We start from the raw sequence: 26,636 nt of genomic DNA, 5'->3' as shown, positions 1-26,636 counted from the left end.
AGCCTCTATCCGGCGAGCCTATTAGACAGACCGTGTAGGACGGTGCCTGCTCATGAAGGTCGGCCCGCAGCCATGTGCGAAACGCATGGCTGCGGGCATTTACCTTGAAGCGTGTTTTTCCAACCAATGAGAAATGAGGTCGTTATGAAAGAGCCGGCCAACATCAATACGACGACCGTACAACCCGCCTCGACCGCCACCGTGTACGGCATGCCGGCCTATGCCGATCGTGCTGCCGCAGCGGGTGAAGTGCACGCGCGCCCGCATCTGTTGATTCAAGCCCCACACGGCATATTGCAGATCGCTTTCATGACCGAAGGCGACCTTGCCAAGGACCAGATGGCGATGAGCGAGTTGTCTCATCGCTTCGGTGTTGCCGAGCCCGACCATGCCACGCCGCTTCACGGCGTGACATGGGATGAGGGAGACCTGCACTGTGAAAAGCACACCGAGTTCTCGACGTATCTCTGGTGCGCTTCGCTGGATTCCGAGACAGGAGAGCCGTGCGGCGAAAACCCGTTCAAGCATGGATTTGTCCCGTCGGGCCAAGTTGTATCCGGCATCCGTTTGAGACTTCTTCCATGGACGCCGGAAACAGAAAAGGAGGCCGATCGCTTCGATTCCGCCAGTCTGTGTTACTCGCTGGTGGAGAAAGGTTCTGCCGCCATCCTAACCGACTTCTAGCAGGATGAGGACGGCCTGACGCAGATCCTCGTCCTTGCCCGCGATTTGACCCCGGCACGGGGGATGCCGTCGGATGTGTTCTGCTTCTATCGCGTCAGCAAAGCGGTCAGTCATCGAGAGGACGACTCTTCGCCAGTATTTCCAATAAAAGCACAATGATCTACATCAATAACACCAACATCAAAGCATGCAAAAGTTTGTTTCAAAAACCGCAACAAAAACACCTTATCGATTCCAGGAATCACTTCTAGCTTCTTTTTGCCACCCATGAAATGGCGCTCCCTGATCTATTTGCAAAAAGGAATTAGCAGAACATGAAACTTGTACTGAACTTCGACGGCTCCGCCCTCACTGCCAACAACCTCCAGCAAGCAATGACTGCAGCAGGAGCAAATACCACAATCAACATCGACACGGCGCAGGCCGTCAATATTACCACGCTACTGCAAGTGATCGGCATCGCGGGGAATACCAAGCACCTGAACGCAACATTCAATGGGGCGCAGTTGACCTCGAACAACTTGCAACAGGCTGTAAATGCATCCGGCAGCAACACCAGCATCGCCGTCAACACTGCGCAGGCGGTCAACATAAACACCTTGCTGTCGATAATCGCCTCAGCAGGCACCATCAAACACTTTAACGCTGACTTCAATGGTTCTCAGCTCACTGCGAACAACCTCCAGCAGGCAGTAACCGCCGCTCAGTCGGGTACCAGCATCAGCGTAAACACCGCTCAAGCGGCGAACATCACCGCCCTCCTCGAAGCGATTAATGACGCGGGCAATAGCAAGGTCTTTAGCGCCAATTTCAACGGTGCACAACTCTCCGGGACAAACTTGCAACAGGCACTGACCGCTGCCGGCACCAACACGTCCATTGGCGTGAATACCGCCCAAGCTGTCAACATCACTACCTTACTGCAATTGCTGAGCATCGCAGGTAACACTAAGAAGTTCAGCGCTGATTTCAATGGCGCACAGCTGACCTCGAACAACCTTAAGCAGGCTATCAGCGCAGCAGGCACCAATGTCAGCATCAGCGTCAACACCGCCCAGGCAGCGAACATCTCGGCCCTGCTTCAGGCGATCCAAAACGCTGGCAACACGAAGAATTTCAGCGCCGATTGCAACGGTGCACAGTTGACAACTTGCAACAAGCGTTAACTGCCGCAGGAAGTAAAACCAAGATCAGTGTCAACACTGCCCAAGCGGTAAACATTAGCACCATGACACAACTGCTTTCTATTGCCGGAGCTAGCAAGCTCTTCAGCGCCACCTTTAACGGTGCACAACTAACGGCCAACAACTTGCAGCAAGCAGCTAGCAACGCGGGGGCGAATACTACGATCATTGTCTCAAGCGCACAAAGCGCTCCCATAGCGACCATACTGGATATCATCGGCACGGCCGGCTAACGGATATACGCAGGTACTCACTGAGCACCTGCGTTCATCGCTCAATTCATTCGGGTACGGATTTCTACCAATCTTCCATCGACAAATCGAAGATATTGATACGCACCATTACTAGGTCCATAAACCCAATTCTCAATAGTCGCGGCACCTTTTGCAACGTAACCATTGGCATCAACAGCCGGCCCAACAACTTGACGCTGCGACGGATCACCACACTTTCTAATAACATCGACTATCAGCTCGCCTTCACTTACCAGGTTACTTCCGCAACGCATTGTGGCAGCCTGAGCAGACGATGCCGCAAGCGCGAGCACGCCAAAAATTGAAACGGCGCAAACTCCCCTAAACTTCATAATGGACTCCTTGAGACCAAATTCATCAGATATTCGACCATGACACTATCACACCCCTGTGTCGGACAGTCATCTTAAGCCCGTCCAATTTAGCGCACATTCTCAGTTAGAGCAGCTTAGGAATCGGCACTTAAAATGCTTGGCTGTGGATCCCCCCACATGGAAGGTCTTCCTGGAGGAGTTTATCTGGTCATGCGATACACGGAAAAAGGCCGAGAAATGGGCTGCACAAGCAGAGGCGCTGAGCTGACTTATTCAGCTTATCACTTGCCGTCGCCGTACCCCGCACGCCAGCCCAGAAAAGGTGATCATCTGTTGATCGATGAAAGTCCATCCTGCAGGAAGCTGATTGCCAAAAAATCCCAGCAGATTCAGTAAGCATTTATTGCTGCCTCGGTAGCCCACTTACGCGAGGGTGTCCTCAGCTTCGAGAGGACACCCACGAACCTGCGCCCTACCCGATCATCGCTGCTCATCACGATAGGATTTCTTGCCCTCGGGGGTCTTGTGACTTACCAGCAGTACCAACTGGTAAACATGCGAGGCCCCCTGGAAGGTGCTACCGAGAAAACGTCAATCGACTCCCTTCTCGGCCGGATAGGAAAGCTCGACGAGCGAGTCGACACCTTCGCCGGCCAACACCTGGCCAGTAACGAGGATTTCCGAACGGCCCAACAGGCGCTATCCAATCGGATTGACGCGGCGCAGGCATACGCCAAGCAGGCCAATGACAACGTGAGCTAGATCGTGCAGTCCGCACTGTCAGCCGGCGACATCGTAGCACTGAAGGCCGACCTGGAGACGCCACGGCCATCCACGACTCCGCCCACGACGACAACACCCGCAAGAAGCTGTTTCCGGGCCGCAATGCCGTCGGCCAGACCCTACTGCTGGGCAACGTGCCGGTGCGGATCGTCGGCGCGCTCAACCCGATCCAGAGCAACTTCAGCAACAGCGAACAACTCAAGGTGTACCTGCCCTACACCACCGTCATGCACCGCACCCTCGGCCAGTCGTACCTGGCGAGCATCACCGTGCGGGTGGGCGACAGCGTCACCCTGGCGCTCGACGACGAGCCGCAGCGACTCACGCAGACCGGGTTGCCAGCGGTGGATGCCGGGATGCAGGTCTCCTTGCTCGCACGCCGGCCCGAACTGAGCGCGGCCGAACTGCGGCTGCGCAGCACGCTCAGGAGCGCCGATGCTACCCGCGCCAGCTACTTACCCGGACCTCAGCCTCACCGGTACACTCGGCTACTCCAGCACCGCTCTTGGCGAGTTGCTGAAGAATCCGGTGGGCGCCTTGGGTGCTGGACTGAGCCTACCGTTCCTGCAATAGCGCCAGATGAAATACGACATCGCCATTTCCAAGGTGGATTACGAACTGGCCGTGGTGAACTTCCGGCAGACGCTCTACGCCCCTTGGGGGATGTGGAGAACAACCTGGCCGGCCGCCGCCACTACACGGAACAGGAAGCCATGCGCGAACGGGCACTTGCCTCCGCGAAAGAAGCGGAACGCATTTACCGCATCCGCTACGAGTCCGGCGCGGAAAGCCTGCAATCCTGGCTCACCGCCCAGGAGACCCGGCGCAATGCAGAAATCACCCTGGCCGAGAACCGCCTGAACAAGTTGCTCAACTATGTCGCGCTGGTCCAGTCCCTGGGCGGTGATGCGAAAGCCGGAACCCATCCGGACACTTGAAGCGGCGAGAGACGCTCATCGGCTGATCTTGCCAATCATGAGGGGGCGTGTCGCCAACTGCCGATGTCCGCCGCCATGGGTTGAACCGAGTCCGGATCGCAGTCGATCAGGGCCGCCAGCCTGCTCGAGAAACTCATCCGTAGCAGGCGCCTCGCACCGGCGGCTCGCGTCACAGGGGGCATCATGCCGAAGTGCGCCCTTCCCCTGACCGAACAGATCCAGATAAGCCGCTAGGACCTTGGGATTGCTGATTTCCAGCTTGCGCCGCGTGATCTGCTGCAGGTCTTGCCAACGTTCCTCATCGCAGCGCCCGGAGCGCAACTCGCGAGTGAGCAGGCTCTCGCCCGCAGTACCGTCACCCTCGCGGTGCGCTTCACGCACGGCGATGGCCAAGGCATTGGCGATCATCCTCGCCAGGTAATGAACATCGGCAGACAGCCGGGGCAGCCGTTCCCGTTGGCAATACTTCATCAGCCTCAAGGCAAAACGAAAGCCCCTCGCCTGCACATTTATCTGGAAGGCGATGTCTATACCTGGGCCACGACGACGCAGCCCAGTCTGGATCCGAGTCCGCACAACTCGCTGGTAGTGCGGCTGGCCGTGGACGATCCGAAGCCGAATGCCTATCTGGCTCGCCCCTGCCAATTCGCTCTGGCGCCAGATTGCGAACCTGCACTCTGGACCCATCGGCGCTTTTCCCAAGCGGTGGTCACCAGCCTTAGTCAGGCGTTGGATCAGCTAAAGCAGCGCTACGGCAATCGATAGTTCGAACTGGTGGGGTATTCAGGAGGGGCTGCACTGGCGCTGCTGCTGGCTGCTCAACGAGACAACATTACTCAGGTCCAGACCCTGGCCGGCAACCTCAGCCCGCGGCTTTGGGCAGCAAGGAAAGGGTTATCGTCCCTCAACGGCTCGCTGGATCCGTTGGACTATCGGGATCACCTGGCATCGAACCGCAGCGACATCTGGTGGATGACGCAGATGACATAGTCCCGGCATCGCTAGCCACAACCTACTTGGTACGGCTACATCCATATGCCTGCAATCAGGTTGCAACCTCTCCTACTACAGATCACCGGCAGGACTGGGAGGCTATCAGGAAAATATGGCAAGACCAGCCATTAAGATGCAAAACACTTCAATCCATCCCCAAAGCAGAATAGGTTTCTAATGCTGCCAGACGTAAAGCGCAGCGGGTACACGGGATAATGTCCATTGGGCCTCCTACAGTGCATAGAGGCGCCTTGGAACCGTATCACCCCAGCCGGTAGACGGCGAAAACCGGCTTCAGCGTTCTGCTTGCGAAACGCTGGAAAACCGGTGGACGGAAATGAAAGGACCGGGACCGACGGGCTATGAAATCTTCATGCGCGAAGTCAGGTTCTGCTGCATGAAGTCCAGGAAGCGTCGCTGGAACAGCATGGCGTGCTCGTGGGCGGCCTTCTCGATGAAATGAAAGAGCTTGCAAGAGGCGGGAACCAAAAGTTGACCGGCAACATAAAGCTGTCAGATCCAGCCACGTTTGAGCGCACATTTGTAGCTTCGGCAATTACAGACTTTTGCTAATTACACCTGAGGGTTGGACTTGACCTGCGCCTTTCCGACCAAGTTCAAGATCTCTACAGCGGCGACCTGGGTCCAGCAACGAGTGGGTGGCTCTGATCGCGCAGACGCAGAGCGGGGAGCAAACTGCGAGCAGCCGCACTGCCGGTCCCAGGAGCGCTCCCCGACAACTAGGCCTTGACGCACAGGCAATCGATAACCTCTGCCATACCGTACACTTTCTGGTGCCTGTGCTGAACAGTTCCAGCATGCCTCCATCTCACTCACATCATTTTCAGCACAGAAGGACAAGCAATCATGAGCACATTCAATAGTATCCATTGTAAGGTCTTGGCTATCACCGGTGGCAGCGACGGACAGGGTGAGGCAACTGTGCGCCATCTAGCCAAACTGGGCGCCAGGCTGGTGCAATGATCCACTTGCATTGCGCGACTACCCAGGCACGGCAGCCAACACCAAAGGAACAGCCCTCATGACAAATGCCACAACAAGCCGCTACCGCGCAAACCTGCAGGGCGAAGTGGATGGCACAGCCATCTACACGGCGCTTGCCGAGGGCGAGTCCAACCCTGACCTGGCGGGTGTATTCCGACGCCTCGCAGCCGTAGAGGCCGCCCACGCGGAGTTCTGGCGCCAACGGATGACGGCAACCGGCGACCATTTTTCGCCCGGGCCATCGCGCCGCGCCCGCCTGGTGGCCTGGCTGGTACGAAGGTATGGCAGCGCCATTCTGCTGCCGGTGCTCGCCGCTGCAGAGAGCTTCGGCAGCAGGACCTATGACGACCAACCCGAGGCTCGCGTGGCCGGGCTCGCACGTGATGAACGCTCGCACGCGCTATTGATGCAGCAGGCCGCCGGAACCGGTGGCTTGCCCGGCCCGTTTCTTGCCATGCTGGAAGGCCGGCATCGCGGTGGTGGCAACACGCTGCGGGCTGCGGTGCTGGGTGCCAACGATGGGTTGGTGTCCAATCTCAGCCTGGTCATGGGTGTGGCCGGAGCCGCCGCCTCAGAACATGCCATCCTGCTGTCGGGCCTGGCTGGGCTTATCGCCGGCGCAGGCTCGATGGCCATGGGCGAATGGCTGTCAGTTACCAGTTCACGCGAACTCTATCGCAGCCAGATTGCCATCGAGGCCGACGAATTACGCGAGCTCCCGGATGAGGAACGTGAGGAGCTCATTCTTATTTACCAGGCCAAGGGCATTGCCGAACCCCAGGCCCGCGCACTCGCCGGCAAACTCCTGAGCACGCCAGCGACTGCGCTTGACACCCTGGCTCGGGAGGAACTGGGGATAGACCCGGAGGGGCTGGGAGGTTCGGCTGTCACCGCTGCGGTGTCCTCCTTCATGCTGTTCGCGGTGGGGGCCATCATCCCGGTCCTGCCCTTCATGTTTCTGTCGGACACTCCGGCACTACTTACCAGTCTGGCGGCCAGCAGTGCAGTGCTCGGCCTGCTGGGTGCGGGGACCAGTCTCTTCACGGGACGCGGTGCATGGTTCTCCGCAGCTCGCCAGATCACCATCGGGCTGGTCGCTGCCGCAGCCACCTATGGTATCGGCACGCTTTTCGGCGTGACGCTCGGTTGAGCCGCCTGCAACTGCCACGCAGGTGGGCAGAGCGCGAACGCACAAAGCGATTATGCAAAGGCAGATTTCCGCCTGAAGTATGCAGAAAACGACGGCAACACGCGCATGAGAAAGCTGGAGACTCGATGAACAAGGCTCCGGTGCTCTCATCAGACCGGCGCTATGTCAACGCAAGTGCAACGGCATATATACCCTCGTCGCCAGCTATCTTGAGGATTTTCGGCTCCACACCACTCGCCGTCTGCAATTTTGCAAAGCAAGTTTTTTGAGAACCTATTCATTGCGGAGAACCCACCCATGATTACCGTATACCATCTGGGCATTTCACAGTCTGAGCGAATCGTCTGGCTGTGCGAAGAACTTGCGCTTGCCTATGAGCTTCATCGCTTCGATCGCGATCCCGGGACAAGGCTGGCCCCGCCCGAATACAAGTCCATCTCGCCGACCGGGACGTCACCAGTCATGCGCGACGGGGACATCGTTCTGAGCGAGTCGGGAGCCATTATGGAATACCTCATTCACCGGCACGGTGATGGTCGTCTGGCCGTTGCTCCAGATCATGCAGACTATCCCACCTATCTGTTCTGGTTCCACTTCACCAACAGCTCGCTCATGGCGATGGAGATGGCCAGGACGACGTTGGCCGCGGCGGGGAAGGGTCATGGTGGAGGGACTTCACCGCTCGTAGAGGAGCGCATCGATATGGCCTTCAAATTGATCGAAGAGCAACTCGGGCGTACTGCTTACATTGCCGGCGATTTCTTCACGGCTGCTGACATCATGCTGCTGTTCCCGCTCACAACCATGCGCTATTTCATGCCCATGGATATTGCCGGGTATCCCAACCTCCTCGGCTACCTGCAGCGGATAGGCAATCGGGAAACCTACCGACGGGCCATGGCTAAGGCAGATCCGGGGATCGCCCCTCTGCTCACCTGAAACCGTGCAGGAAAAAGAGGCGTAAAAGCATTGTTGTACTGCGGACACGGACGACTTCCCGTTGTGCGGAGGTGTATGCCAAGCTATATCTGATAAATAGACGACTGGTCTGAATGGCGCTTACTTAGCCCGCCTAGGGTGACCGCTTCGCCTGATTTTGGCGCGCTCAGATTGGCGTGTATGGGTCAGCAATGGATAAGGTTTCGACCTTCGCTTGAGAGCTCGTGGCTCAACCCGCCCAGGCCGCCTGCCAACGCGCTGCTGGGCGATTAAAATGAGTAACCTCTGAAGGCTTTCGTCCATATCCGGACCATCGAACTGTCGCCACGCCAGCCATAGCTGCAGGCTGTGCTTGAAGCTCAGTTCACGCGGCAAACAGTCCGCCATTAATGCCGATTGCACCATGAGTAGCCGGATCAGGTTGTGTGCCAGCAGGTAAACCCAGAGTTCTTTCACGGCCATCGTCGGCGTTTTACAACTCAGCATCACAAGCCCCATCGTGCTCTTGAGATTGCGTAAGTCCAGTTCGACATGCCACCGGCTTTTGAACAACCCTTTCAATGCGGCCTTGGGCGTTTGATTCGCGCAGCGCAATGTTGTGACCAGGATCTTGTCGCCTGCTTTCAACTCCCGAACCACCAACCTCTCAGGCGCTTGCTCGTAGTGTGCCTGGCTCATCCAGAGCGGACGTTTCGGGGGCTTTTCCAGAGCAATCAGATGATCGCGCGCGCCCAAGCGCTTGCCGCGTCGGAAGTCGGTACTGCGTCGACGAGCACCATACTGTTCGAATACGCCATCAATGCCTCTGCGCTGCAACTCGCACAGCAGAAAGTAGGTGGCGTAATAGGCGTCGCCCACCAATACATCCCCCGTGTTCAACGTATCGAGCATCGACCGCAACAGGGTTTGTTCATCACCGCCTTTACCTCGAAAACGCCCCAATGCCGCATCCAGCACTGCCCCGCTGGAAAGACAGACAATGCCGACCAACCGGCAAATCGGAAATCCAAGCCCTGGCTTTTGTCCACGCGACTGCGGATAGGCAGCCTGATTGGCTTTGGTATCTGGCATCGCCACTGTCGTCCCATCGACCAGCCGAACCGGTCTGCCCATCCACTGCCCAGTCTGAGCAGAGCAGGTGCTGATCAGATTACCAGCGCCGCGAACCAGGCTGGAAACCATCTCCACCGGCAATCGCTGACGAGCACGACAGTAGCCGCCGGTGTGAGTGCTGCACGGCATCAAACCACCGTGTACCTGCTTTACAGCCAGGTCATTGACCGCTCTTTGGCAGGACCGGTCGGCACTCAAGGCTTGAGCCATGAACATGGACAGCGTCTCCGTCGGTGGGAACAAGCGCTCCCGATGAGCCGGCAACAACAACTCGACCCGGTCAAGTAATTCAGGGCCGGTTAGCAAGTTGAAGAAGGCGTAGGCATCTGCGCTTGATGCATGTCGGCGGGCACGTTGCTGTTGATGAATGGCAGCTTGATGCCTAGGATTCATGTGGGCTGCTCCTTGGGTTCGGTGTGTGTTCGCAACTATCACCGTAGACCAAGAGAAGCCTTTCCTCTTCAGGATCAACCAGTTAGCGCTTAAGTAAGCACCATTCACGACTGGTCTAATTTTGTTTTCGAGTGCGACACATGAACGTCATTCAAACCACTAACGATGTCCGTACCCATATCATTGCGACGGCCGGGTTCTACCCTATTTCCACAGACGGTTTGAAAAAGGCTGAAAACTTCAGATCCTGGCGGTCGACTCTACGACGCATTCGTGGATTGTGAAATCGCTCGATGTAGTCGAATAGATCTGCCCGTGCCTCATCGCAAGTTCGATACGATTGATGGGCAACACGCTCCCGTTTGAGCAGGCCAAAGAAGCCTTCACAGGCAGCGTTATCGCCGCAATGCCCGACGGCACTCATGCTACAAACCAACGTGTTGCGACGGCCGATTGAATCCACCGTCCCCCGGCAACAGGGGGAGTGCGCAATCCATTTTCGCGAGCGGGCGATCTCCACCGCTTCCTTGAGGATCTCGGCCTCCATGATCTTCTTGCCTAGCATCCGTTGCAGCTCGCGGATCTGCTTGAGGGCATCGGCCAACTCGGAAGCGGGCACCACCGCCTCACCGGCACTGACTGCCGAGAGGCTGCCGTCCTGGTAGAGCTTGCGCCAGTGGAACAGTTGGTTGGGATTGATACCGTTGCGCCGGGCCACCACCGAGACGCTTTGCCCGGGCTCCAGGCTCCCGCGCATCATGGCCAGTTTCTCCTCGACGCTCCAGCGGCGACGCCGCTCCTAGCCAAGCACTTCGATGCTTTTGTCTTTGCTGGTAGTCATAAACACAGTCGTTTGCCTATCCCTTATGGTAAGGGGGAAACGGTGTCCTGTGTTTCAAGGGGCTCGTTCACAGGTTAGCTGTACCTTTTTTGGATACGACGGCCTTGTACCTATAAAAGGTACAGGTGACCAAAAGCATAAATACCCCGGGAATGTTGGCCTTAACCTGCTGGCTGCGCGATATGCGCAAGAAGCAGGGCTTGACGATGCGCGACCTCGGAAAACGGTTGGGCGTCACACACTCTTACATTCAGAAAGTCGAGACTGGAGAACGTAGGTTGGACGTTGTTGAGTATATCTGGTACTGCAAGGCTCTTGATGTGCAGCCGCATGAAGGATTGAACATTGTGATGGCATTTGGACAAGGCGAGCACACGCAGCAAAAGAAATCATGACCAGAGGACACGTCGATGAACCATGATGTTGAGAATCAACCTCATTGCTCATCACCTCAAACAGCACCTGCCCCTATCGCCTCTCTATAGCCCCCACCAAGCGTTAGCCGGCCTGCGCTCCAACCTGTCGGCATCTGGCTTTCAGGAAATAAGCCATTTCTGAAGGCCAAGATGCCGATTCAGAGGAGCCTGCCTAATGAGCTCGGCAGGAGGCTGGGAGTCTGTCCATGACTCCCCACTCCGGCGATTCCTCGCACCACCTTTTCCTGCGCACGCCTGTCTGCACACCAAGAAACATGGCATGCATCTGCCCTCGGCCAGCTCCAAGGCTAGCCCCCACCCACTGCACTATGCCACCGCATGGCAATGAGCCATTGGTCTTCCTGCTGCTTGTGGTACGCTGTACCTGAATTAGGTACATTGCAGATGTATCTTGGACGAATATGGCGATCTAATTAATGGATACTATGGACTGGGCGATCGAAGAAGCATGATTTAATGCTTCTTGGCATCTCAGAGTAGGAGCACCCAGTTGGTTCAACTAGCTATCCATAATAGAGAGAATATCCATAAGCCTAGCCAAGCATGTCGGGATGACGAGGGGGAAACCCATGGCGTTTTCGAAGGAATCACTCCTTTGTACCTTACGGGATACGGTACTTGATGCACTACCTTTTGCTGTCTCATGGGCTACCCTGCCAGAAGCACACATTCAGCACTGTAACTCATATTTTCATAATCTTTTCAGGTACCCACCAGGTCACTTCAAGACAGTGAGTCAGCTAATAGAGGAAACCTATATCCATGAGTGGCAGCGCGAGCAAGCCTGCAAGCACTGGAATAAATCAAAATCGCGACCTGGATCTACAAAGGTATCCGTCACCCCCGATATCGAGCTTGAAATTCTAGATGGCGACGGAAATATCCACAACGTCCTATACTGCTGTCTAATCCTACATGAGCAGCAGTTGGCAATAAATCTTTACAAGGATATTTCCAATCTCAAGCAGGATGTAAAATTATTAAAGGAGCATGCTTATCTTGACCCTTTGACTGGCATTGCCAACCGTAGAGGACTGCGAGAGCATTGGCATAAAGAGACCTCTGGGAGGAACCAAACACGCCTAGCTCTACTTATGGTGGATCTAGACAACTTCAAACCGGTGAATGACACCTATGGTCATTTGATTGGGGACGAAGTACTACGCACTCTTGCACACCGATTTAAAAGCGCCATAAGAGATTCAGACTTCATATGCCGCTTTGGTGGCGATGAGTTTTGCCTACTACTCACCGTGCCCGAGAGGTTTGAGTTACTGGAAGATATCTGTCAGCGAATTATCACTACGGCAAGCGAGCCTATAGCCATCCTCAATAGGAAGATAAAAATATCTGCAAGCATTGGCGGCTGTATCTATCCTGATCACGCAGCAGACAAGCGCAAACTGTTGGAACACGCAGACTCGGCACTATACCAAGTCAAGAAATCAGGAAAAGCGCGATGGAAATGGTTTTCACCCAACACTATTTGACTGGCCAGACACCTTATAAACAGAGCACGCATAAACAACTTAAAAATTATTCCACCTTAGATAGCCCACTAAAATCCAGCACGTTACGGAAACATTAGAGAAGGCTAGAGCAGACGCTAGAAACTCTAGCATGTAGATTTCTCGCTACGGCAGTAGCGTATTGCGAATAGAAAAATCAGGAGCACGCTTTCTCGCTGGCGACAAAACTCTCTATAACGCTCAGCGGGTCACTGACTGACAAGGTACTTAGGAAGCTCTATTGATAAAATATGCGGCTAGCAATATAATTGCTAAACACATAAAGGCATGGCCAAAGGAAATCCATGAGCACTCCCCATTCGAAAGTCTTCGCGTTTGGCGGTGGCGACAATAGTGCACTCCGTAAGGAGCCCCTTACCAACGTCATTCAGACACGGGACAAAGCTGTCGTGGCAGAAGCATCCATGGCCAGCCCCCCCAGCAGCACCAACGCCATAGCCCTCTTGATCAAGGAGGGCTGAAGCTACTATGGCCATTCCGGAAGACGATCCGTTGCTGCTTGACCGACAGCTTTGCTTTCCCCTCTATGCAGCCTCCAACCTACTGACGCGAGCCTATCGGCCGGTACTGGCGCCACTCGGGCTCACCTATTCGCAATACCTCGTGATGTTGGTGCTCTGGGAACATGATGTGGTCAGCGTTGGTGATCTGGGAGAACGCTTGCATCTAGACAGCGGCACGTTAACACCACTGCTCAAACGTATGGAGCGTGACGGTTTCGTGACTCGCCGCCGCGACCCTGAAGATGAACGACGCGTATTGATCATGTTGACACCCCATGGACACGAACTCCGCGCTGCGGCACTGAACGTGCCACAAACCCTGGCGGGCCAGCTTGGAGTCGATCCGGCTTCCGTCGAGGACCTACGCGACGCGGTGCAGGCCATGGTTCGCATACTCGCTCGTCGCTACACCTAACCGTTATCTCCCTCGACAGGAGGCTAGTCATGGCTACCGCTACTTGTACTGGCTACGCAGTCCAAGATGCCAATTCCCCATTGATTCCATTTTCGTTCTCACGCCGGTCACCTCGCCCTTTGGATGTTGTGATCGACATTCTTTATTGCGGCGTCTGCCATTCAGACTTGCATACAGCTCGCAACGAATGGGGCAACACCCTATATCCCTGCGTACCTGGCCATGAGATTGTCGGGCGGGTGAGAGGGGTTGGCTCCGGCGTCACCCGCCACCAAATCGGGGACTTGGTGGCTGTGGGCTGTATGGTCGATGCCTGCCGTGAGTGCCCGAGCTGCCGCGAAGGGCTCGAGCAGTATTGCCAAAAGGGCATGGTTGGTACCTACAACGGAGATGACAACGTTCTCGGCGGTCATACCTTCGGAGGTTATTCTAGCCACATCGTCGTGCCCGAGGACTTCGTACTGCAAGTTCCAGACAGCCTCGATCCAGCTGGCGCAGCACCGCTGCTGTGCGCTGGAATCACCACGTGGTCGCCCCTGCGCCGCTGGGGGGCAGGTCCGGGCAAGAAAGTCGGGGTCGTCGGGCTAGGGGGGCTGGGGCACATGGCAGTCAAGCTGGCCCATGCACTGGGCGCCCATGTAGTGCTGTTTACTACCTCCGTATCCAAGGTTGCCGATGGTAGGCGGCTCGGTGCAGATGCGGTTGTGCTATCGAGCGACTCGCAGGCAATGCTCACCTACCAATCCAGCCTGGACCTGATCATTGATGCGGTATCCGCACCACATGACATTGACCTTTATTTGGACTTGCTTGGCCGCGACGGCACATTGGTGCAGATTGGCGCACCAGACGAACCGCTACCAGTCAGTGCCTTCAGCTTCATCACGGGACGACGCTCTATCGCCGGCTCGGCGATCGGAGGCATTGCCGAGACCCAGGAAATGCTCGATTTCTGTGGTGAGCACGGCATCACTGCCGACATCGAGATTATTCCCATCCAGCAGATCGAACAGGCCTATGCGCGAATGTTGCGCAGTGACATCAAATACCGCTTCGTCATCGACATGGCTTCGTTGAAGACCGCCTAGGAGATAGAGCCATGTATGAACTGTTGAGCCAGACCCACAAAGGGTTAGCCATGCTCTCAGTGCTACTGACGCTGGGTTGGGTCAGCATAGTACTGACAGCGCCGCGGATCGCTGGCGAGCTGGGAGGACCACGAAAGCTTGTTTATACGGGAGCGATGGCCATGACCGGCTTAACTGGCCTGTCCGGCCTGGTATTGGTCGTCGTCGCACAAGGCACCTGGCTAAAGCTGATATTTCCCTGGCTTGGTCTGATCGCGGTCGCAGGCCATGGTTTTTCCGGGACATCCAGCCGGCGCGCCCTGGTAGCGGGCAGCAAAATGCCAGCGTTGGTGGCAGCCTCGCTCCAACTCCTGTTTCTCATTACAGCTTACGGCCTGATGACGCTTAAACCATTCTAACATGTAGCGATCGAGATCTATCCCCTGGAGCCCGAAAGTAACGGAGTCGAGGATTTTTAAAGTCTGAAGGTTTTTTCGATGCAACGTATGCGCCCGGCGAACACACACCTTCAGAGTCCCGACATGAAGAGCAATGGTGTCAACCTAAAATACGTGGACACCATCGTCCATAATGCAAGGATCACCATGCACCAGTGCAACTCTTATCCCAAGCACTTCAAGGCAAAAGCCGTTCAGGAATGCCTGCAACCTGACGTGAGCGTTAGGGCAGAAACACCAATCTGATTCGCAAGTAGATAGCCCTCTTCCGTGACCGCCTCCCCGGGCTGCTGGGTTTCCCCTTTTCCCAGGCGACCACTTTGGGCACCTTTCAGCAAAACCATAACCTACAGTCAAAAAGATACCTACGGATAGGTATCATCCGCTAAATTCCAACCAACGACAGAGAAGTCTTTAAGGCCGCACCAAAATGAGGGTTTCTCGTTACTGAAAGCGGCTTAAAGTTACCTTCAGACTAGCCAGCAACCAGAGCACGCCAACGCTTCGCCGCCAACCATTGGCTATAGGAAAAGAAGAGCCCTCATTGCCGAGGGCTCTTAAAGTGATACTCAGCGCTCGATCAACTGCTTAACGCTGCTCTGTGGAATTTGCTGTTTCTTGCCTTGGCTATCTTCGAACTCAAGCATACCCGTCTTACTATCCAGCCGAGGTTTATCTGTGGTAGTAAGCACCTGACCATCCCTTGTCATGATCAGGTACTCAGAAGAACAACCGACCAATACAAATGCACAAATCGCAGCGACAAAAATGCTTTTCATCTTACTCCCCATAGAGATGCTGGTCTGAAGGAGGCCTATCCTTAAGAGGGCCCGTACGGATTTTAACTCGTATAGTCTCTCTCTATAACCCCAGGATAGAGGCTTTTCTCTACAAAATCGTGATAGCCTAAGCCAGTCAACAGAATCCCCGCGAAGGAATCTCTTGACTGGCCGCCCAACTGGGCGGCCTTCTTATTACAATCAAACACTTAGCAGCTGCTTGGGCTTGCCCCATCCCGCTAGACAGATTGGTTGACCTAACAAGCCACCGCCTCACACTGCATGGAATTTACATATTTCAGTGCCAAGTGCCGGCGCCGTGCGTTTTAGAACCGCTCGATGTAGTCGAACACCTCGGCCCGGCGCTCATCAAGGGACCGGTAAATCCGCTGGCTCAGTCGTTCGGTTTTCAGCGTGGAGAAGAAACTTTAAGGCACCTATGCCAACTGAAACTCGAGGTGTTCGCCAGATCAACCAGGACCTGGGCATATAGCACCCTGACGAGATAGCGCTGCAGGCGGCTATGGATCTTCTTGATGATAACGCCCCTTTCCCGTGCGCGTGCTCCACGTAGGCCCTAGTACGCAGATCGCTGCGCATCCGTACTAGGGCGATCTCTCACAAGGCGTTGCTGGCAGCGCAATCAACACCTCGATTCAGTCGGTGGTTGAATCATTTACCAGATGAGGCTGGCAACAAACTTGTCCCGCACAGGACCGCCAGTACGGCCTCACCTCGCAACCGCTCGGGATTATCGCCGGACACTACCGGGAGGGTTGCGGTAGTTTGCGGACCAATCAATACCTAATCCGCTCAACAGGCACTTGGCATGCTGCTATGTCAGGCGCTCAAATATGGCATCGAGTACACAACCTACGATTTAGTAACAGCCAACGCCTGACCAATAGGCGCAGCGTTGCCACCGGATTCTGCAGTGAGAAAATCACCGTTCTCGTACGCCGGGCAGCAGTAGTAGTAGCACCTGTTTTTTGCTCATAGGAAGAAAACAGAAGCATCGCCATACTTGCTCTCCTTTCCCTTGGGCGACGAGAACCAGGGTAAGCATTCAGGCCTGACACAGCCCAACTCCATCAGAGTGCTATGGTTTAAGTGCTTGCCGCTGATATGCCGCCCATAGATAGATCGCACCTACCAATACAGACATGCAACTCGTACAGTAGGTGCGAAGTAGCTCTCAGCGAGTTGTAATTGAGAGGGAAACGTCGATATTGCCACGAGTTGCATTAGAATACGGACAGACTCTGTGAGCTTCTGCCACAACCTCTTCGGCCAGTGCCTGATCGACGCCGGCAAGTATCACTTCGAGCGCGACGCTCAGAGCGAAACCACCACTGCCGTTGGGAACGAGGCTTACTCTAGCACTGACCTCCACATCATCATCCTTGATTTTTTGTTCCTTATTGCGCGTCACATGGATGACCGCATTACCGAAGCAAGCTGCATAGCCCGCGGCAAACAGTTGTTCGGGGTTGGTCGCGTTACCCTTGCCGCCCAAGGCGTTGGGCAGCGCCAGTTGCAGGTCAAGCAAGCCATCATCGCTATGGATCGTGCCGTTGCGACCGCCAACAGCAGTGACTTTCGTGGAATACAGGGTGGTGCTCATGGTGCCTTCTCCTTAGATGGTTTTTAAAAACTATATTTCTAGGGAATAAATTGCTATCAATCTATTTACGCCTCCGTGTCCTGCACTATTCAAATTTTCCAGCTCTTACTGTAGTTATACCTCCTCAATGGTTTTGTCAGGACCGCACTCCCTTGCTGCAGATAAAACCCTACGGTAGTTTCTGCTATTCATGCCTGCACTCCCGTACTGGAAACGGATGTCTTGTACCGGTCGAACAACGAAACGATCAGTACGAAGAACAGCGGCACGAAGAACACGACAAGAATGGTTGCGCTGATCATGCCACCAACCAGACCGGTCGCAATTGAGTGCTGACTTCCAGAGCCCGCCCCAGATGCAATAGCCATTGGCAATACGCCGAAAGTGAATGCGAGGGATGTCATCAAGATAGGACGTAGACGTAATTTCGATGCCTCAACGGCTGCCTGAACGACAGACCTCCCCTCCTGCTCATACAAGCTCTTGGCGAACTCGATGATCAGGATCGCATTCTTTGCAGTCAATCCGACAGTAGTCATCAGACCAACCTGAAAGTAAACGTCTGCCGTCAAATCTCTCCAAAGGGTCGCCACGACAGCCCCCAAGATACCTAGAGGTACTACAAGAACAACGGCAATAGGCACCGACCAACTTTCATACAATGCCGCTAGGCAAAGAAACACTATCAGCACTGTCAAGGTATAGAGCATAGGTGCTTGGTTGCCTGTCTTGATTTCCTCATAGGACAATCCGCTATAACTCAGCGAAATTCCATTTGGCAGTGCTTTCATGATCTCGGAAATGGCGACCATTGCTTCCCCAGTGCTGTATCCAGATGCGGGCTGCCCTAGTATCTGTACAGCCGATATCCCGCTAAAGCGCTCTAGTTTTGGAGAGCCGGAAACCCATTCTCCCGAGGCAAATGCCGAGAAGGGGACCATCTGCCCCAGGGCATTGCGCACATACCACTTATCGAAGTCTTCAGGGCCGATACGCGAACTGTCATTTCCTTGCAGATAGACACGCTTCACGCGTCCCCGATCAATGAAATCATTGACGTACAACGAGCCCCAGGCAGCGGACATGGTGTCATTGATCGACTGAATGCTGACCTGCAATGTCCGCGCCTTTTCATCGTCGATGTCCACCCGATACTGCGGCTCATCATCCTTGCCATTAGGGCGAACCGCTTGTAATACAGGGCTCTCTTGAGCGAGTTCCAGGAATCTATCACGGGCAGCCATCAAGGCTTCGTGGCCGAGGCCCGCCCTGTCCTGAAGGTAAAGATCGAACCCCATTGCATTGCCCATTTCAAGAATCGCAGGCGGAACGATAGCCAATACGGTTGCATCCTTGATTTTTGAAAAATGAACATTGGCTCTTTCCACCAAACTGAAAATGTCCTGTCCTTTTCTTGTTCTTTCCTTCCAGTCCTTCAGCATTACGAACCCTATCCCTGCGTTCTGCCCCCGGCCAGCAAAATTGAAACCATTGACCGTCAGGATGGAACTGGCGACGTCACCTTCCTCCTCCAGCAAATAGCGTCTTATTTCATCGAGCACTGCCGAAGTTCTCTCCGCGGAAGAGTTGGCTGGCATACGCACCTCCACGAAAACTACCTTCTGGTCTTCTCCCGGCAAGAAAGCACTGGGAATTCTGCTGAACAGATACCCGGTGCCAATAGTGATCAACAGAAATATCAACAAATAGCGACCGCGATGTATAAGCATCCCAGCGACGCCGCGCTCAAAGCGTTGGGTATTACTGTCGAAACAGCGGTTGAACCAGCCGAAGACCCCTTTCTTCTCAACGTGCCCCCCCACTTTCGGTGATTTGAGAATAGTGGCACAGAGAGCCGGCGTGAAAATCAGCGCAACCAGTACGGAAAGCCCCATGCACACGACGATGGTCACGGCGAACTGCTTGTAGATGATCCCAGCTGAACCACCGAAGAAAGCCATGGGAACGAACACTGCCGACAGAACCATGCCGATGCCAACCAGCGCCCCTGAAATTTGGCCCATGGACTTTCGGGTAGCTTCCAGTGGCGAGAGCCCTTCTTCATGCATCAGGCGCTCGACGTTTTCCACTACTACGATGGCATCGTCCACCAGCAACCCGATCGCCAGAACCATGGCATACATGGCCAGGGTGTTGATGCCAACCCCGAACAGCGGCAGAACCGCGAATGCCGCCAGTAGCACGACCGGTATCGCCAGGGTGGGAATCAGTGTTGCACGCAAGCTCTGCAAGAACAGATACATCACAATGAACACCAACACGACGGCTTCGAAGATGGTGTGTATCACCGACTCGATCGACGCCTCGACAACAGGCGTAGTGTCATACGGGTAGATAACTTCTACACCGTCCGGCAGGCTTGCCTTTTGCTGCTCTATCACCCCCCTGATGGCATTGGCCGTCTCCAGCAGGTTTCCACCTGGAGCCAGTCGTAACGCCAAGCCGGCCGAAGCCTTGCCATTGTATTGGGTACTGAAAGAAAAATTGTCCGCCCCCAATTCCACGGTAGCAACATTTTTGAGCCGCACCTGTGAGCCATCGGCATTCACCTTGACCAGTATTTCCTCGAACTCTTCTGGAGTGGTCATACGTGTCTTGCCAATTACCGTCGCATTCAGCTGGACACCGCTGCGGGTGGGTAGCCCACCCAATTGGCCAGACGACACCTGGACATTCTGCTCGCGAATCGCGGTAGCTACATCAGAGGGCATCAGTTGGTAGCTATTCAGTTTGTTCGGATCAAGCCATATGCGCATCGCATAGGGGGAGCCGAAGAGCAGGACATCACCAACCCCATCGACACGCGAGATTGGGTCTTGCAGGTCGGAGGCGATGACGTTGCTCAAGTCAGAACTGTTCATCTTGCCGGTGGTATCCACCAGTCCAACGAACAGAAAGAAGTTCTGCTGGTATTTGACAACACGCAAGCCCTGACGCTGGACCTCTTCCGGTAGGCGAGGAGTGGCCAGTTGCAGTTTGTTCTGCACCTGCACCTGAGCGATGTCAGGGTCGGTGCCCTGCTCGAAGGTGACGATAATGCTCATGCTACCGTCGGAGTTGCTTTCCGCCGACATGTAGCGATAGCCATTCAGACCGCTAAGTTGCTGCTCAATGACCTGCACGACCGTATCCTGAACCGTTTTGGCCGAGGCGCCAGGGTAGGTCACCTGGATAGATACCGCAGGCGCTGCGATGTTCGGATACTGGCTGATCGGAATGTTCAGCAACGACAGCGTCCCGGCAAGCATCGCGACAATGGCCAACACCCAGGCGAAAATAGGCCGTTCGATGAAAAAACGTGACATGCCCGGAGTTCCTCAGTGCACGGTAACTGTTTGCTGACCGAAGCTGAGGGCCAACTTGACATTCGATGCGTCTACAGGCTGGACCCGGATACCTTTACGGGCACGCTGCACCCCCTCTACTACGATCCGGTCACCCTCCTGCAATCCCTGTTCGATCAACCAGGCATTACCAACGGTGCGAAGAGTCTGTACTTCGCGTCGCTCTACGGTGTTGTCCTTCCTGACCAGCCAAACGTAGGGCGCTCCTCTGGCATCCCTGAGCAAAGCCTGCTGAGGCACCAACAATGCTGAGTTGCGAGTCCCCTCTTCCAGTTGAGCGCGCACAAACATGCCAGGTAGCAGCTTGCGCTGGGGATTGGGAAACTCGGCGCGAAGAGTGACTGCACCAGTACTTGGGTCCACATGCACTTCGGAAAACTTCAGCGTACCGGGCAGCGGATAACGACTACCATCGTCAAGGATCAGGCCAACCCGAGCCAGAGCCTCACTATCGCTGCCCTGCAATTGTCCTGACTCCAGTGCTTGTTGCAGGCCGAGCAGTTTGGTAACAGGTTGAGTAACGTCGACATAGATAGGGTCCAGTTGAGTCACAGTGGCGAGCGCCTGCGTCTGGCTATCGGTGACCAACGCACCTTCGGTCACGGTAGACCGACCTATACGCCCAGAGATCGGAGCAAGCACCTTGGTGTATTGGACATTAATACGAGCCACCCGCGCTTCAGCCTGTGCCTGTTTCCAGTTCGCCACAGCATCATCATGCTGCTGCAGGCTCACGGCATTAGCTTGCAATAGCCGCCCATAACGGCGAGCCAGGTTCTCCGTCGTGATCAAATTGGCTTCGGCCCTGGCCAATTGCGCCTCATAGGTCCGCGGATCGACCTGATACAACTGCTGTCCCTGCCTAACTTCGTTGCCCTCGATGAACAGACGCTTCTCGACAATTCCCGAGACTTGGGGGCGTACCTCTGCAACCCGGTAGGCCACTGTTCTACCTGGTAGATCACGCGTGAGGGTCAGAGTCTGGGCTTGCACCTTGTATACCCCTACCTCTAGGTCTGAACCGGCCGTTGCCTGCCCCTCCCCTCCACAACCAGCAATGCTTGTAGCGACAGCCAGAGAGAGCAGCCCTTGCAGGATGCGTCGTGAATTTCTCATAGCCACAGGTCTCACCTCCCAATGCTCCTCTTGCTGTGGACCCAGGGAAAACACTTGCCTACGATCCGCCTGCCCCGCTGACTCAAGTGCGGAGCCCATCGAGAATCGGTAGACAGAACAGGCCCAACGGTTGGAGGGCGTCCATCCATGTGCCGCCCCTCTTTTCGGAAACCGCTGCCGACGATGCCTGAGGACTGCTGGCAGTCCCTTCGGGATGGCCTCGGAGAGGTTACGGTTCTTGAGCAGCGAATCAGTTTTTAGCAATTATATTGCTAACAATTGAATTTGAGAACCTGAATTTTCCTTACCCCCACCAAGTGCAAGTTATTCCCTTGCCACCCTCCCAGGTGAACTCACTACCACCGGAGCACTCTGGACTGCCCTTGGCAGTACTGACTGTGTCTGACCTCTACTAGATTAATCAACATTCCTGAAACGCCGAGCCAATGCCTGCAAGTCGCGCCCCAGGCACACGAGTCTCCGGGTAGCACCATTGATCTGGCGAGTGTTTTCCACTGTCGACGGTGCCATTTCCTGTACCCGTACGGCACTATCGTTTACCTGCTCAGCAACCACGCTCTGCTGTCCCGTTGCCGTAGCTATCTGACTGACGCGCACCTCGATGGCAGCATTGAGCTGCCAGCAGGTTGGTCTGCTCGGCCAGAGTTTTCACCTCGACAGCAACCGTGGATTCCTGAGCGCGAGCTTGGCGTGGGTCAGCACAAGCAAACTGGTACAGACCGTGCCAAAATCACGTTCACCAGCACGGATGGCTCTCGCCAGGCTGTGCCCGTCCAGCACAGCCGCGGCAGGTGTGCAAACACCTGCCAGAACACCAGATCGGTGGCGCCGATGGCCCCTCGCAGCGTGGTGCAGTGAGGCGCCAGCAGCACGCACTGAACCAGCCCAGGTCCTCGCGCGGGTCGCCGACACTGGTGCACTCCCTGTCGAAGGTACCGCTCAGCCGGCCCTGGTGGACGAGGTGGTTGCCTGTATGGAAATAACGACGCATCCCCGAATGCGGGCGCGCCCCTACACGTCGACCTGTCCGGCCAACTCACCCTGGTCACCGGCGCCGGCGCCGGCAGCGGCCTCAGCCAAGGCTTCGCCCTGGTGCTGGCTGCGGCCGGCGTCGCGAACGCCCGTCGGACAACGATCACCACCGCCGGCAGTCAGCCCCGATCAAGATCCTCGACCTACGTGATGCCGCCTCTCTACCGGTACGCATTCCGCGAGCTGCCCCAGCCCCACGGGGCCATCGGCTTCTTGGTCAACAATGCAAGAGCGGTAGCGCCCTGGACTGAAACCGGAGGCCATGGACGAGTTGCTCACCACCGATGATCCGGCACACAACTTCTCCGTCACTTCTTCAGCCAAACCTTTCCGTCCCAAAAGCGCAGAGGGAATACACTGTGCCGACACCACCTAGTGATCCAAAAGAAACGGCATCACGAAGTGCTACGCATAGCAGCGACTGAAAGAGCTGCACCATACGCCCCAGGAAACTCTCGGAGCTTACTCCACCCCGTTGTATGTTGAGCTAGACAAGATCAAAAAGGAGAAATCGATGAGGCAAGTCAGCCTGCTCACACTCTTCTGCCAGACCATACTGGCCTGGAGCTTGGTCTTGTCCCTAGGCAGCGGGGCCAGGGCCACAGAATCGGACGTGCAGGCGCCCGTCGAGCTAAGTCAACTCAGCGCACAACTTGATCTGATCCGCCAGAGCGTCACCGCCGACACCAGTGACGACCTCCTCGCCGAGTTACGCCAGAGCGCGCTGCAGGTCCAGCGCCAGGCCGACGCCCTGCTCGCGCTGCGGGTCGACGACATCGAGCGGGTCGACGACCAGTTGAAAGTGATCGGCCCACAGCAGCCCGACGAGGCGGAAAGCCTCGCCGCCCAGCGCCAGACCCTGACCCGGCAGAAGAACACCCTGCTCGACGACGAACGCCAGGCCACCCAGCTCGGCCAGTCGTCCCGCGACCTGGCGGCACAGATCGTCAACCTGCGCCGCAGCCTGTTCAACTCGCAGATCAGCAGTCGCGCGGCGACACCGTTTAGCCCGAGCTTCTGGTCGACCTTGATCCGTCCCAGCGACGACGACCTGCGTCGGCTGGACAAGCTGAAGGCGGAGGCCCTGGTCGCCTTCGACAGCGCCATCGCGCCCGGACACCGCTGGGCCTTCGCCGGAACCCTGCTGGCCACCGTGCTGGTCTGGAGCTTCGGCCGCCGCCTGCTGGAGCGCATGCTTACCTGGGCGATGATCCGCTGGCTACCGGAAGGCCGCCTGCGGCGCAGCGCCCTGGCCCTGGCAGTCGGGCTGGCGACCATCCTGACCATCGTCGGCGCGGTGTCGCTAATGCGCTGGGGCCTGGAAAACAACGCCAGCCTGAGCCCCGACATGGCCAGCCTGACCGATCAACTGGTGAGCCTGGCGAGCTTCTGCGCCTTTATTGCAGGCCTCGGTCGTGCCCTGCTGATGCTGCCGAGGCCATCCTGGCGGCTGCCGGGGATTCCTGACCGGATCGCCAGCGCCCTCGGCCCGTTCCCGGCGACCCTCGCGATGGCACTAATGCTGATGGCTACCGAGGAACGGATCAACAGCGTCATTGGCGCCAGCCTGGCCCCGACCGTCGCCCTCAACGGCCTGACCGCGCTGGTCACCGCGCTGATCTTCGCCGCCGCTTTGCTGCGCTATCACCGGGTGCGGCGCAAGTTCGAACTGGAACGGCCAAGCGGAATCTCCGGACTGATTCCCTTCCTCGCCTCGGTCTGGGTCGCGGCAATCCTCCTCACCCTGTTCACTGGCTACCTATCGCTGGCTTACTTCCTCACCGTCAAGCTGCTCTGGATCAGCGTGGTCGCGACCACCAGCTACTTGCTGATCGCCTTCTTCGGCGACATCTGCGAGACACTACTCTCACCCAAGCACCCCAGCGGCCTGGCCCTGGCCAACGCGCTCGGCCTGTCGCCGCGCCATCAGGCTCAGGCCAGTACCGTTCTGGCCGGCATCGGTCGCACCCTGCTGCTGCTCGCCGCGTTGCTGCTGGCCTTCCTACCCGCCGGCTCGAACCCCAGCGAACTGCTGCAGGGCTTCACCCAACTAGGCGAAAGCAGCAAGAGCCTAGGCAACCTGAACATCGTCCCACAGGACATCTTGGTCGCCCTACTGCTTTTCGTCGGCGGCCTATTTGCCCTGCGCATCGTTAAGCACTGGCTGAGCGAGCGGCTGCTACCGGAAACGAACATGGATGCCGGCATGCGCGCCTCACTGGTGACTCTGGTCGGCTACCTCGGCTTTGTGTTCCTGGCGATGCTGGTGATGTCTGCCCTGCGGATCAACCTGACCAACCTGACCTGGGTGGTCAGCGCCCTCTCAGTGGGTATCGGCTTCGGCTTACAGGCCATCGTGCAAAACTTCATCTCCGGACTGATCCTGCTCACCGAGCGGCCAGTAAAGGTCGGAGACTGGGTCAGCCTGGGTGGGGTCGAGGGCGACATCCGGAGGATCAATGTGCGCGCAACCGAAATCCAGATGTCCGACCGCTCGACGGTGATCGTACCCAACTCGCAGTTCATCTCGCAGAACGTGCGCAACGTGACCATGGGCAACGCCCTCGGAGTGGTCGGAGTCAACCTGACACTGCCGTTGGACACCGACGTGATGAAGGTCCGTGAGCTGCTCTTGCAGGCGTTCGCCGAGCACCAGGCGATCCTCGACGCGCCGGTGCCCTCGGTGACCTTCAAGGACCTCGCTAGCAACGGCCTGGTCCTCACCGCCAGCGGCTACGTCAACAGCCCACGCTCAGTGTCCGGGGCGCGCAGCGACTTGCTCTTCATCGTCCTTGATCAGCTCAGAAACGAGGGCATCGCGCTGTCCTCACCACAGAGCCTGGTGATGATCCAAGATGTTGAAACGGCCGAAACGGCCCTACCGTCACAGGGCCAAGCCTATAATTGAGGCCCTGACAGAAGGTTCCGGAAAGTAGCGCGTTCGCTGAGATGCTTGACTACAACCTCAAGAACTGGATGGCTCTGATGCGTTACGTGGATGACGGCAACCTATCCATCAACAACGGATCGAGACCAGACCCAGGCCCTGGTGCAATCTAACTGGCTACTTGCTGGCTCACGACACAGTGGCCAGCAAAGTGTGGCGTTGATGGCACTGGTCCAGTCAGCTCGCCTGAAAGGACGCGTCCATATGCCTACTTAAGGGACGCGCTTACACGCCACCGAATCAGATGGCCTATACACCGGCCGAATTGCCTTCCGTTCAACTGGACACTTGTCGACACGGTGGGTGCTGCTTATTCGCCGACACCAACTAAATCTAAAAAAGCGTTTTATTTCTCCGACACCATATTCAATACTCGCTTCGTCAACGGAGTCCCCGCGAAGGAAACCGAAGACGGGCCTCGTTTCGACGAGGCCTTTTGTTCTCACCCCGAACCTGCAGGTCTTTACCTAAAACTCCGCTACCAGCCCTAAGAATCTAGCCCTGAGGGTGATCCCATGAACGAATCGCGCACGCTCCATGAACTACTCTCTGGCGATGCTGGCGCTTGGCTTGCCCTGGCGATATGGGCTGTCAGCATATGTACTGCAGCCGCCATTTGGCACATATGTGATCTAGGCTAGTTTCAAATGGGTGTAACCATAAGCGCCAGTACGAACAGCAAGGTGACGATGCCTTTCCGGGTGACGGTAAGCCGAGTGGTGAGAGCCCGGAACCGTGTCGCCTACACCAGC

At 56.3% G+C, this 26,636-nt stretch carries 18 protein-coding genes and 6 pseudogenes; 13 read left to right on the top strand and 11 right to left on the bottom strand.

Annotated features, from left to right (window positions below):
* Positions 1 to 144: 144 nt before the first annotated feature.
* Positions 145 to 744, top strand: a pseudogene (locus FG99_RS09320) (DUF3422 family protein); the annotation flags it as partial.
* Between the two features lie 50 nt (positions 745 to 794).
* Here the strand turns inward: FG99_RS09320 and FG99_RS32460 are convergent.
* Entirely contained in the window at positions 795 to 953 is a 159-nt protein-coding gene (locus FG99_RS32460) for a hypothetical protein (protein WP_162489991.1), read from the bottom strand.
* 45 nt (positions 954 to 998) lie between these two features.
* Between FG99_RS32460 and FG99_RS09315 the strand changes: the two genes are divergently transcribed.
* Positions 999 to 1,850, top strand: coding sequence for a hypothetical protein (locus FG99_RS09315; RefSeq protein WP_023105881.1), 852 nt, complete (start codon positions 999 to 1,001; stop codon positions 1,848 to 1,850).
* A gap of 292 nt (positions 1,851 to 2,142) precedes the next feature.
* Here the strand turns inward: FG99_RS09315 and FG99_RS31235 are convergent, their stop codons facing one another.
* A complete protein-coding gene (locus FG99_RS31235) occupies positions 2,143 to 2,454 on the bottom strand; it encodes a DUF2845 domain-containing protein (RefSeq protein ID WP_071537366.1) in 312 nt (103 codons plus the stop codon).
* Between the two features lie 812 nt (positions 2,455 to 3,266).
* On the opposite strand from FG99_RS31235, the gene FG99_RS31230 reads away from it, so the two are divergent.
* A complete protein-coding gene (locus FG99_RS31230) occupies positions 3,267 to 4,157 on the top strand; it encodes a TolC family protein (RefSeq protein ID WP_196754676.1) in 891 nt (296 codons plus the stop codon).
* Positions 4,158 to 4,172: 15 nt separating this feature from the next.
* Here FG99_RS31230 and FG99_RS09300 read toward each other — a convergent pair whose 3' ends face one another.
* Complete coding sequence (locus FG99_RS09300) at positions 4,173 to 4,628, bottom strand: DUF6285 domain-containing protein (RefSeq protein WP_071537368.1); 456 nt, start codon at positions 4,626 to 4,628, stop codon at positions 4,173 to 4,175.
* On the opposite strand from FG99_RS09300, the pseudogene FG99_RS32800 reads away from it, so the two are divergent.
* The 3 genes and pseudogenes from FG99_RS32800 (at position 4,578) to FG99_RS09290 (ending at position 8,244) form a co-directional block, all read left to right on the top strand.
* Positions 4,578 to 5,320 (top strand): annotated as a pseudogene (locus FG99_RS32800) (alpha/beta hydrolase). The gene FG99_RS09300 and the pseudogene FG99_RS32800 sit on opposite strands and share 51 nt — an antisense overlap.
* 872 nt (positions 5,321 to 6,192) lie before the next feature.
* Positions 6,193 to 7,305, top strand: coding sequence for a VIT1/CCC1 transporter family protein (locus FG99_RS09295; protein WP_043268959.1), 1,113 nt, complete (start codon positions 6,193 to 6,195; stop codon positions 7,303 to 7,305).
* 297 nt (positions 7,306 to 7,602) lie between these two features.
* Positions 7,603 to 8,244: a glutathione S-transferase family protein gene (locus FG99_RS09290; RefSeq protein ID WP_031630821.1), complete on the top strand. Its 642-nt coding sequence runs from the start codon at positions 7,603 to 7,605 to the stop codon at positions 8,242 to 8,244.
* A 120-nt stretch (positions 8,245 to 8,364) separates the two neighbouring features.
* On the opposite strand, the gene FG99_RS09285 is transcribed toward FG99_RS09290, so the two are convergent.
* The 3 genes and pseudogenes from FG99_RS09285 to FG99_RS32030 all read right to left on the bottom strand — a co-directional run.
* Complete coding sequence (locus tag FG99_RS09285; RefSeq protein WP_043268957.1) at positions 8,365 to 9,750, bottom strand: IS4 family transposase; 1,386 nt, start codon at positions 9,748 to 9,750, stop codon at positions 8,365 to 8,367.
* 199 nt (positions 9,751 to 9,949) lie between these two features.
* Positions 9,950 to 10,192, bottom strand: a pseudogene (locus tag FG99_RS32035) (IS3 family transposase); the annotation flags it as partial.
* A gap of 34 nt (positions 10,193 to 10,226) precedes the next feature.
* Positions 10,227 to 10,549: pseudogene (locus FG99_RS32030) on the bottom strand (transposase); the annotation flags it as partial.
* 224 nt (positions 10,550 to 10,773) lie between these two features.
* Between FG99_RS32030 and FG99_RS09275 the strand changes: the two are divergent.
* The 5 genes from FG99_RS09275 (at position 10,774) to FG99_RS09260 (ending at position 14,961) form a co-directional block, all read left to right on the top strand.
* Positions 10,774 to 10,986, top strand: a complete 213-nt coding sequence (locus FG99_RS09275) for a helix-turn-helix domain-containing protein (protein WP_235567576.1) — start codon at positions 10,774 to 10,776, stop codon at positions 10,984 to 10,986.
* Positions 10,987 to 11,597: 611 nt separating this feature from the next.
* Positions 11,598 to 12,518, top strand: coding sequence for a GGDEF domain-containing protein (locus FG99_RS31205; RefSeq protein ID WP_023105870.1), 921 nt, complete (start codon positions 11,598 to 11,600; stop codon positions 12,516 to 12,518).
* Between the two features lie 507 nt (positions 12,519 to 13,025).
* Entirely contained in the window at positions 13,026 to 13,475 is a 450-nt protein-coding gene (locus tag FG99_RS09270; RefSeq protein ID WP_023105868.1) for a MarR family winged helix-turn-helix transcriptional regulator, read from the top strand.
* A 29-nt stretch (positions 13,476 to 13,504) separates the two neighbouring features.
* Positions 13,505 to 14,563, top strand: a complete 1,059-nt coding sequence (locus tag FG99_RS09265; RefSeq protein WP_043268955.1) for an NAD(P)-dependent alcohol dehydrogenase — start codon at positions 13,505 to 13,507, stop codon at positions 14,561 to 14,563.
* An 11-nt stretch (positions 14,564 to 14,574) separates the two neighbouring features.
* The gene (locus tag FG99_RS09260; RefSeq protein ID WP_023105866.1) at positions 14,575 to 14,961 is read left to right on the top strand and encodes a hypothetical protein; all 387 of its coding nucleotides are present in this window, start codon (positions 14,575 to 14,577) and stop codon (positions 14,959 to 14,961) included.
* 608 nt (positions 14,962 to 15,569) lie between these two features.
* Here FG99_RS09260 and FG99_RS09255 read toward each other — a convergent pair.
* From FG99_RS09255 to FG99_RS09240, 5 genes and pseudogenes are all read right to left on the bottom strand, one after another.
* Positions 15,570 to 15,779 (bottom strand): YgdI/YgdR family lipoprotein, encoded by a 210-nt coding sequence (locus FG99_RS09255; protein ID WP_031630816.1) that lies wholly within the window; start codon positions 15,777 to 15,779, stop codon positions 15,570 to 15,572.
* A gap of 326 nt (positions 15,780 to 16,105) precedes the next feature.
* Positions 16,106 to 16,207 (bottom strand): annotated as a pseudogene (locus FG99_RS31200) (IS3 family transposase); the annotation flags it as partial.
* Between the two features lie 767 nt (positions 16,208 to 16,974).
* Positions 16,975 to 17,403, bottom strand: coding sequence for an organic hydroperoxide resistance protein (locus tag FG99_RS31195; protein WP_023105864.1), 429 nt, complete (start codon positions 17,401 to 17,403; stop codon positions 16,975 to 16,977).
* Between the two features lie 188 nt (positions 17,404 to 17,591).
* Positions 17,592 to 20,729, bottom strand: a complete 3,138-nt coding sequence (locus FG99_RS09245; protein ID WP_023105863.1) for an efflux RND transporter permease subunit — start codon at positions 20,727 to 20,729, stop codon at positions 17,592 to 17,594.
* A gap of 12 nt (positions 20,730 to 20,741) precedes the next feature.
* Entirely contained in the window at positions 20,742 to 21,884 is a 1,143-nt protein-coding gene (locus FG99_RS09240; protein ID WP_031630811.1) for an efflux RND transporter periplasmic adaptor subunit, read from the bottom strand.
* Positions 21,885 to 23,451: 1,567 nt separating this feature from the next.
* Between FG99_RS09240 and FG99_RS09235 the strand changes: the two genes are divergently transcribed.
* Together FG99_RS09235 and FG99_RS33075 are read left to right on the top strand one after the other, a co-directional pair.
* Positions 23,452 to 25,845 carry a DUF3772 domain-containing protein gene (locus FG99_RS09235; protein WP_043268953.1) on the top strand — a complete coding sequence of 798 codons (2,394 nt, stop codon included), beginning with the start codon at positions 23,452 to 23,454 and terminating at the stop codon, positions 25,843 to 25,845.
* A gap of 23 nt (positions 25,846 to 25,868) precedes the next feature.
* Positions 25,869 to 25,997: pseudogene (locus FG99_RS33075) on the top strand (hypothetical protein); the annotation flags it as partial.
* Between the last annotated feature and the right edge of the window lie 639 nt (positions 25,998 to 26,636).

It is taken from the genome of Pseudomonas sp. AAC (assembly GCF_000725445.1).
GTDB classification, from domain to species: domain Bacteria; phylum Pseudomonadota; class Gammaproteobacteria; order Pseudomonadales; family Pseudomonadaceae; genus Pseudomonas; species Pseudomonas citronellolis.
This window is presented reverse-complemented; position numbering and strand designations above follow the sequence as displayed.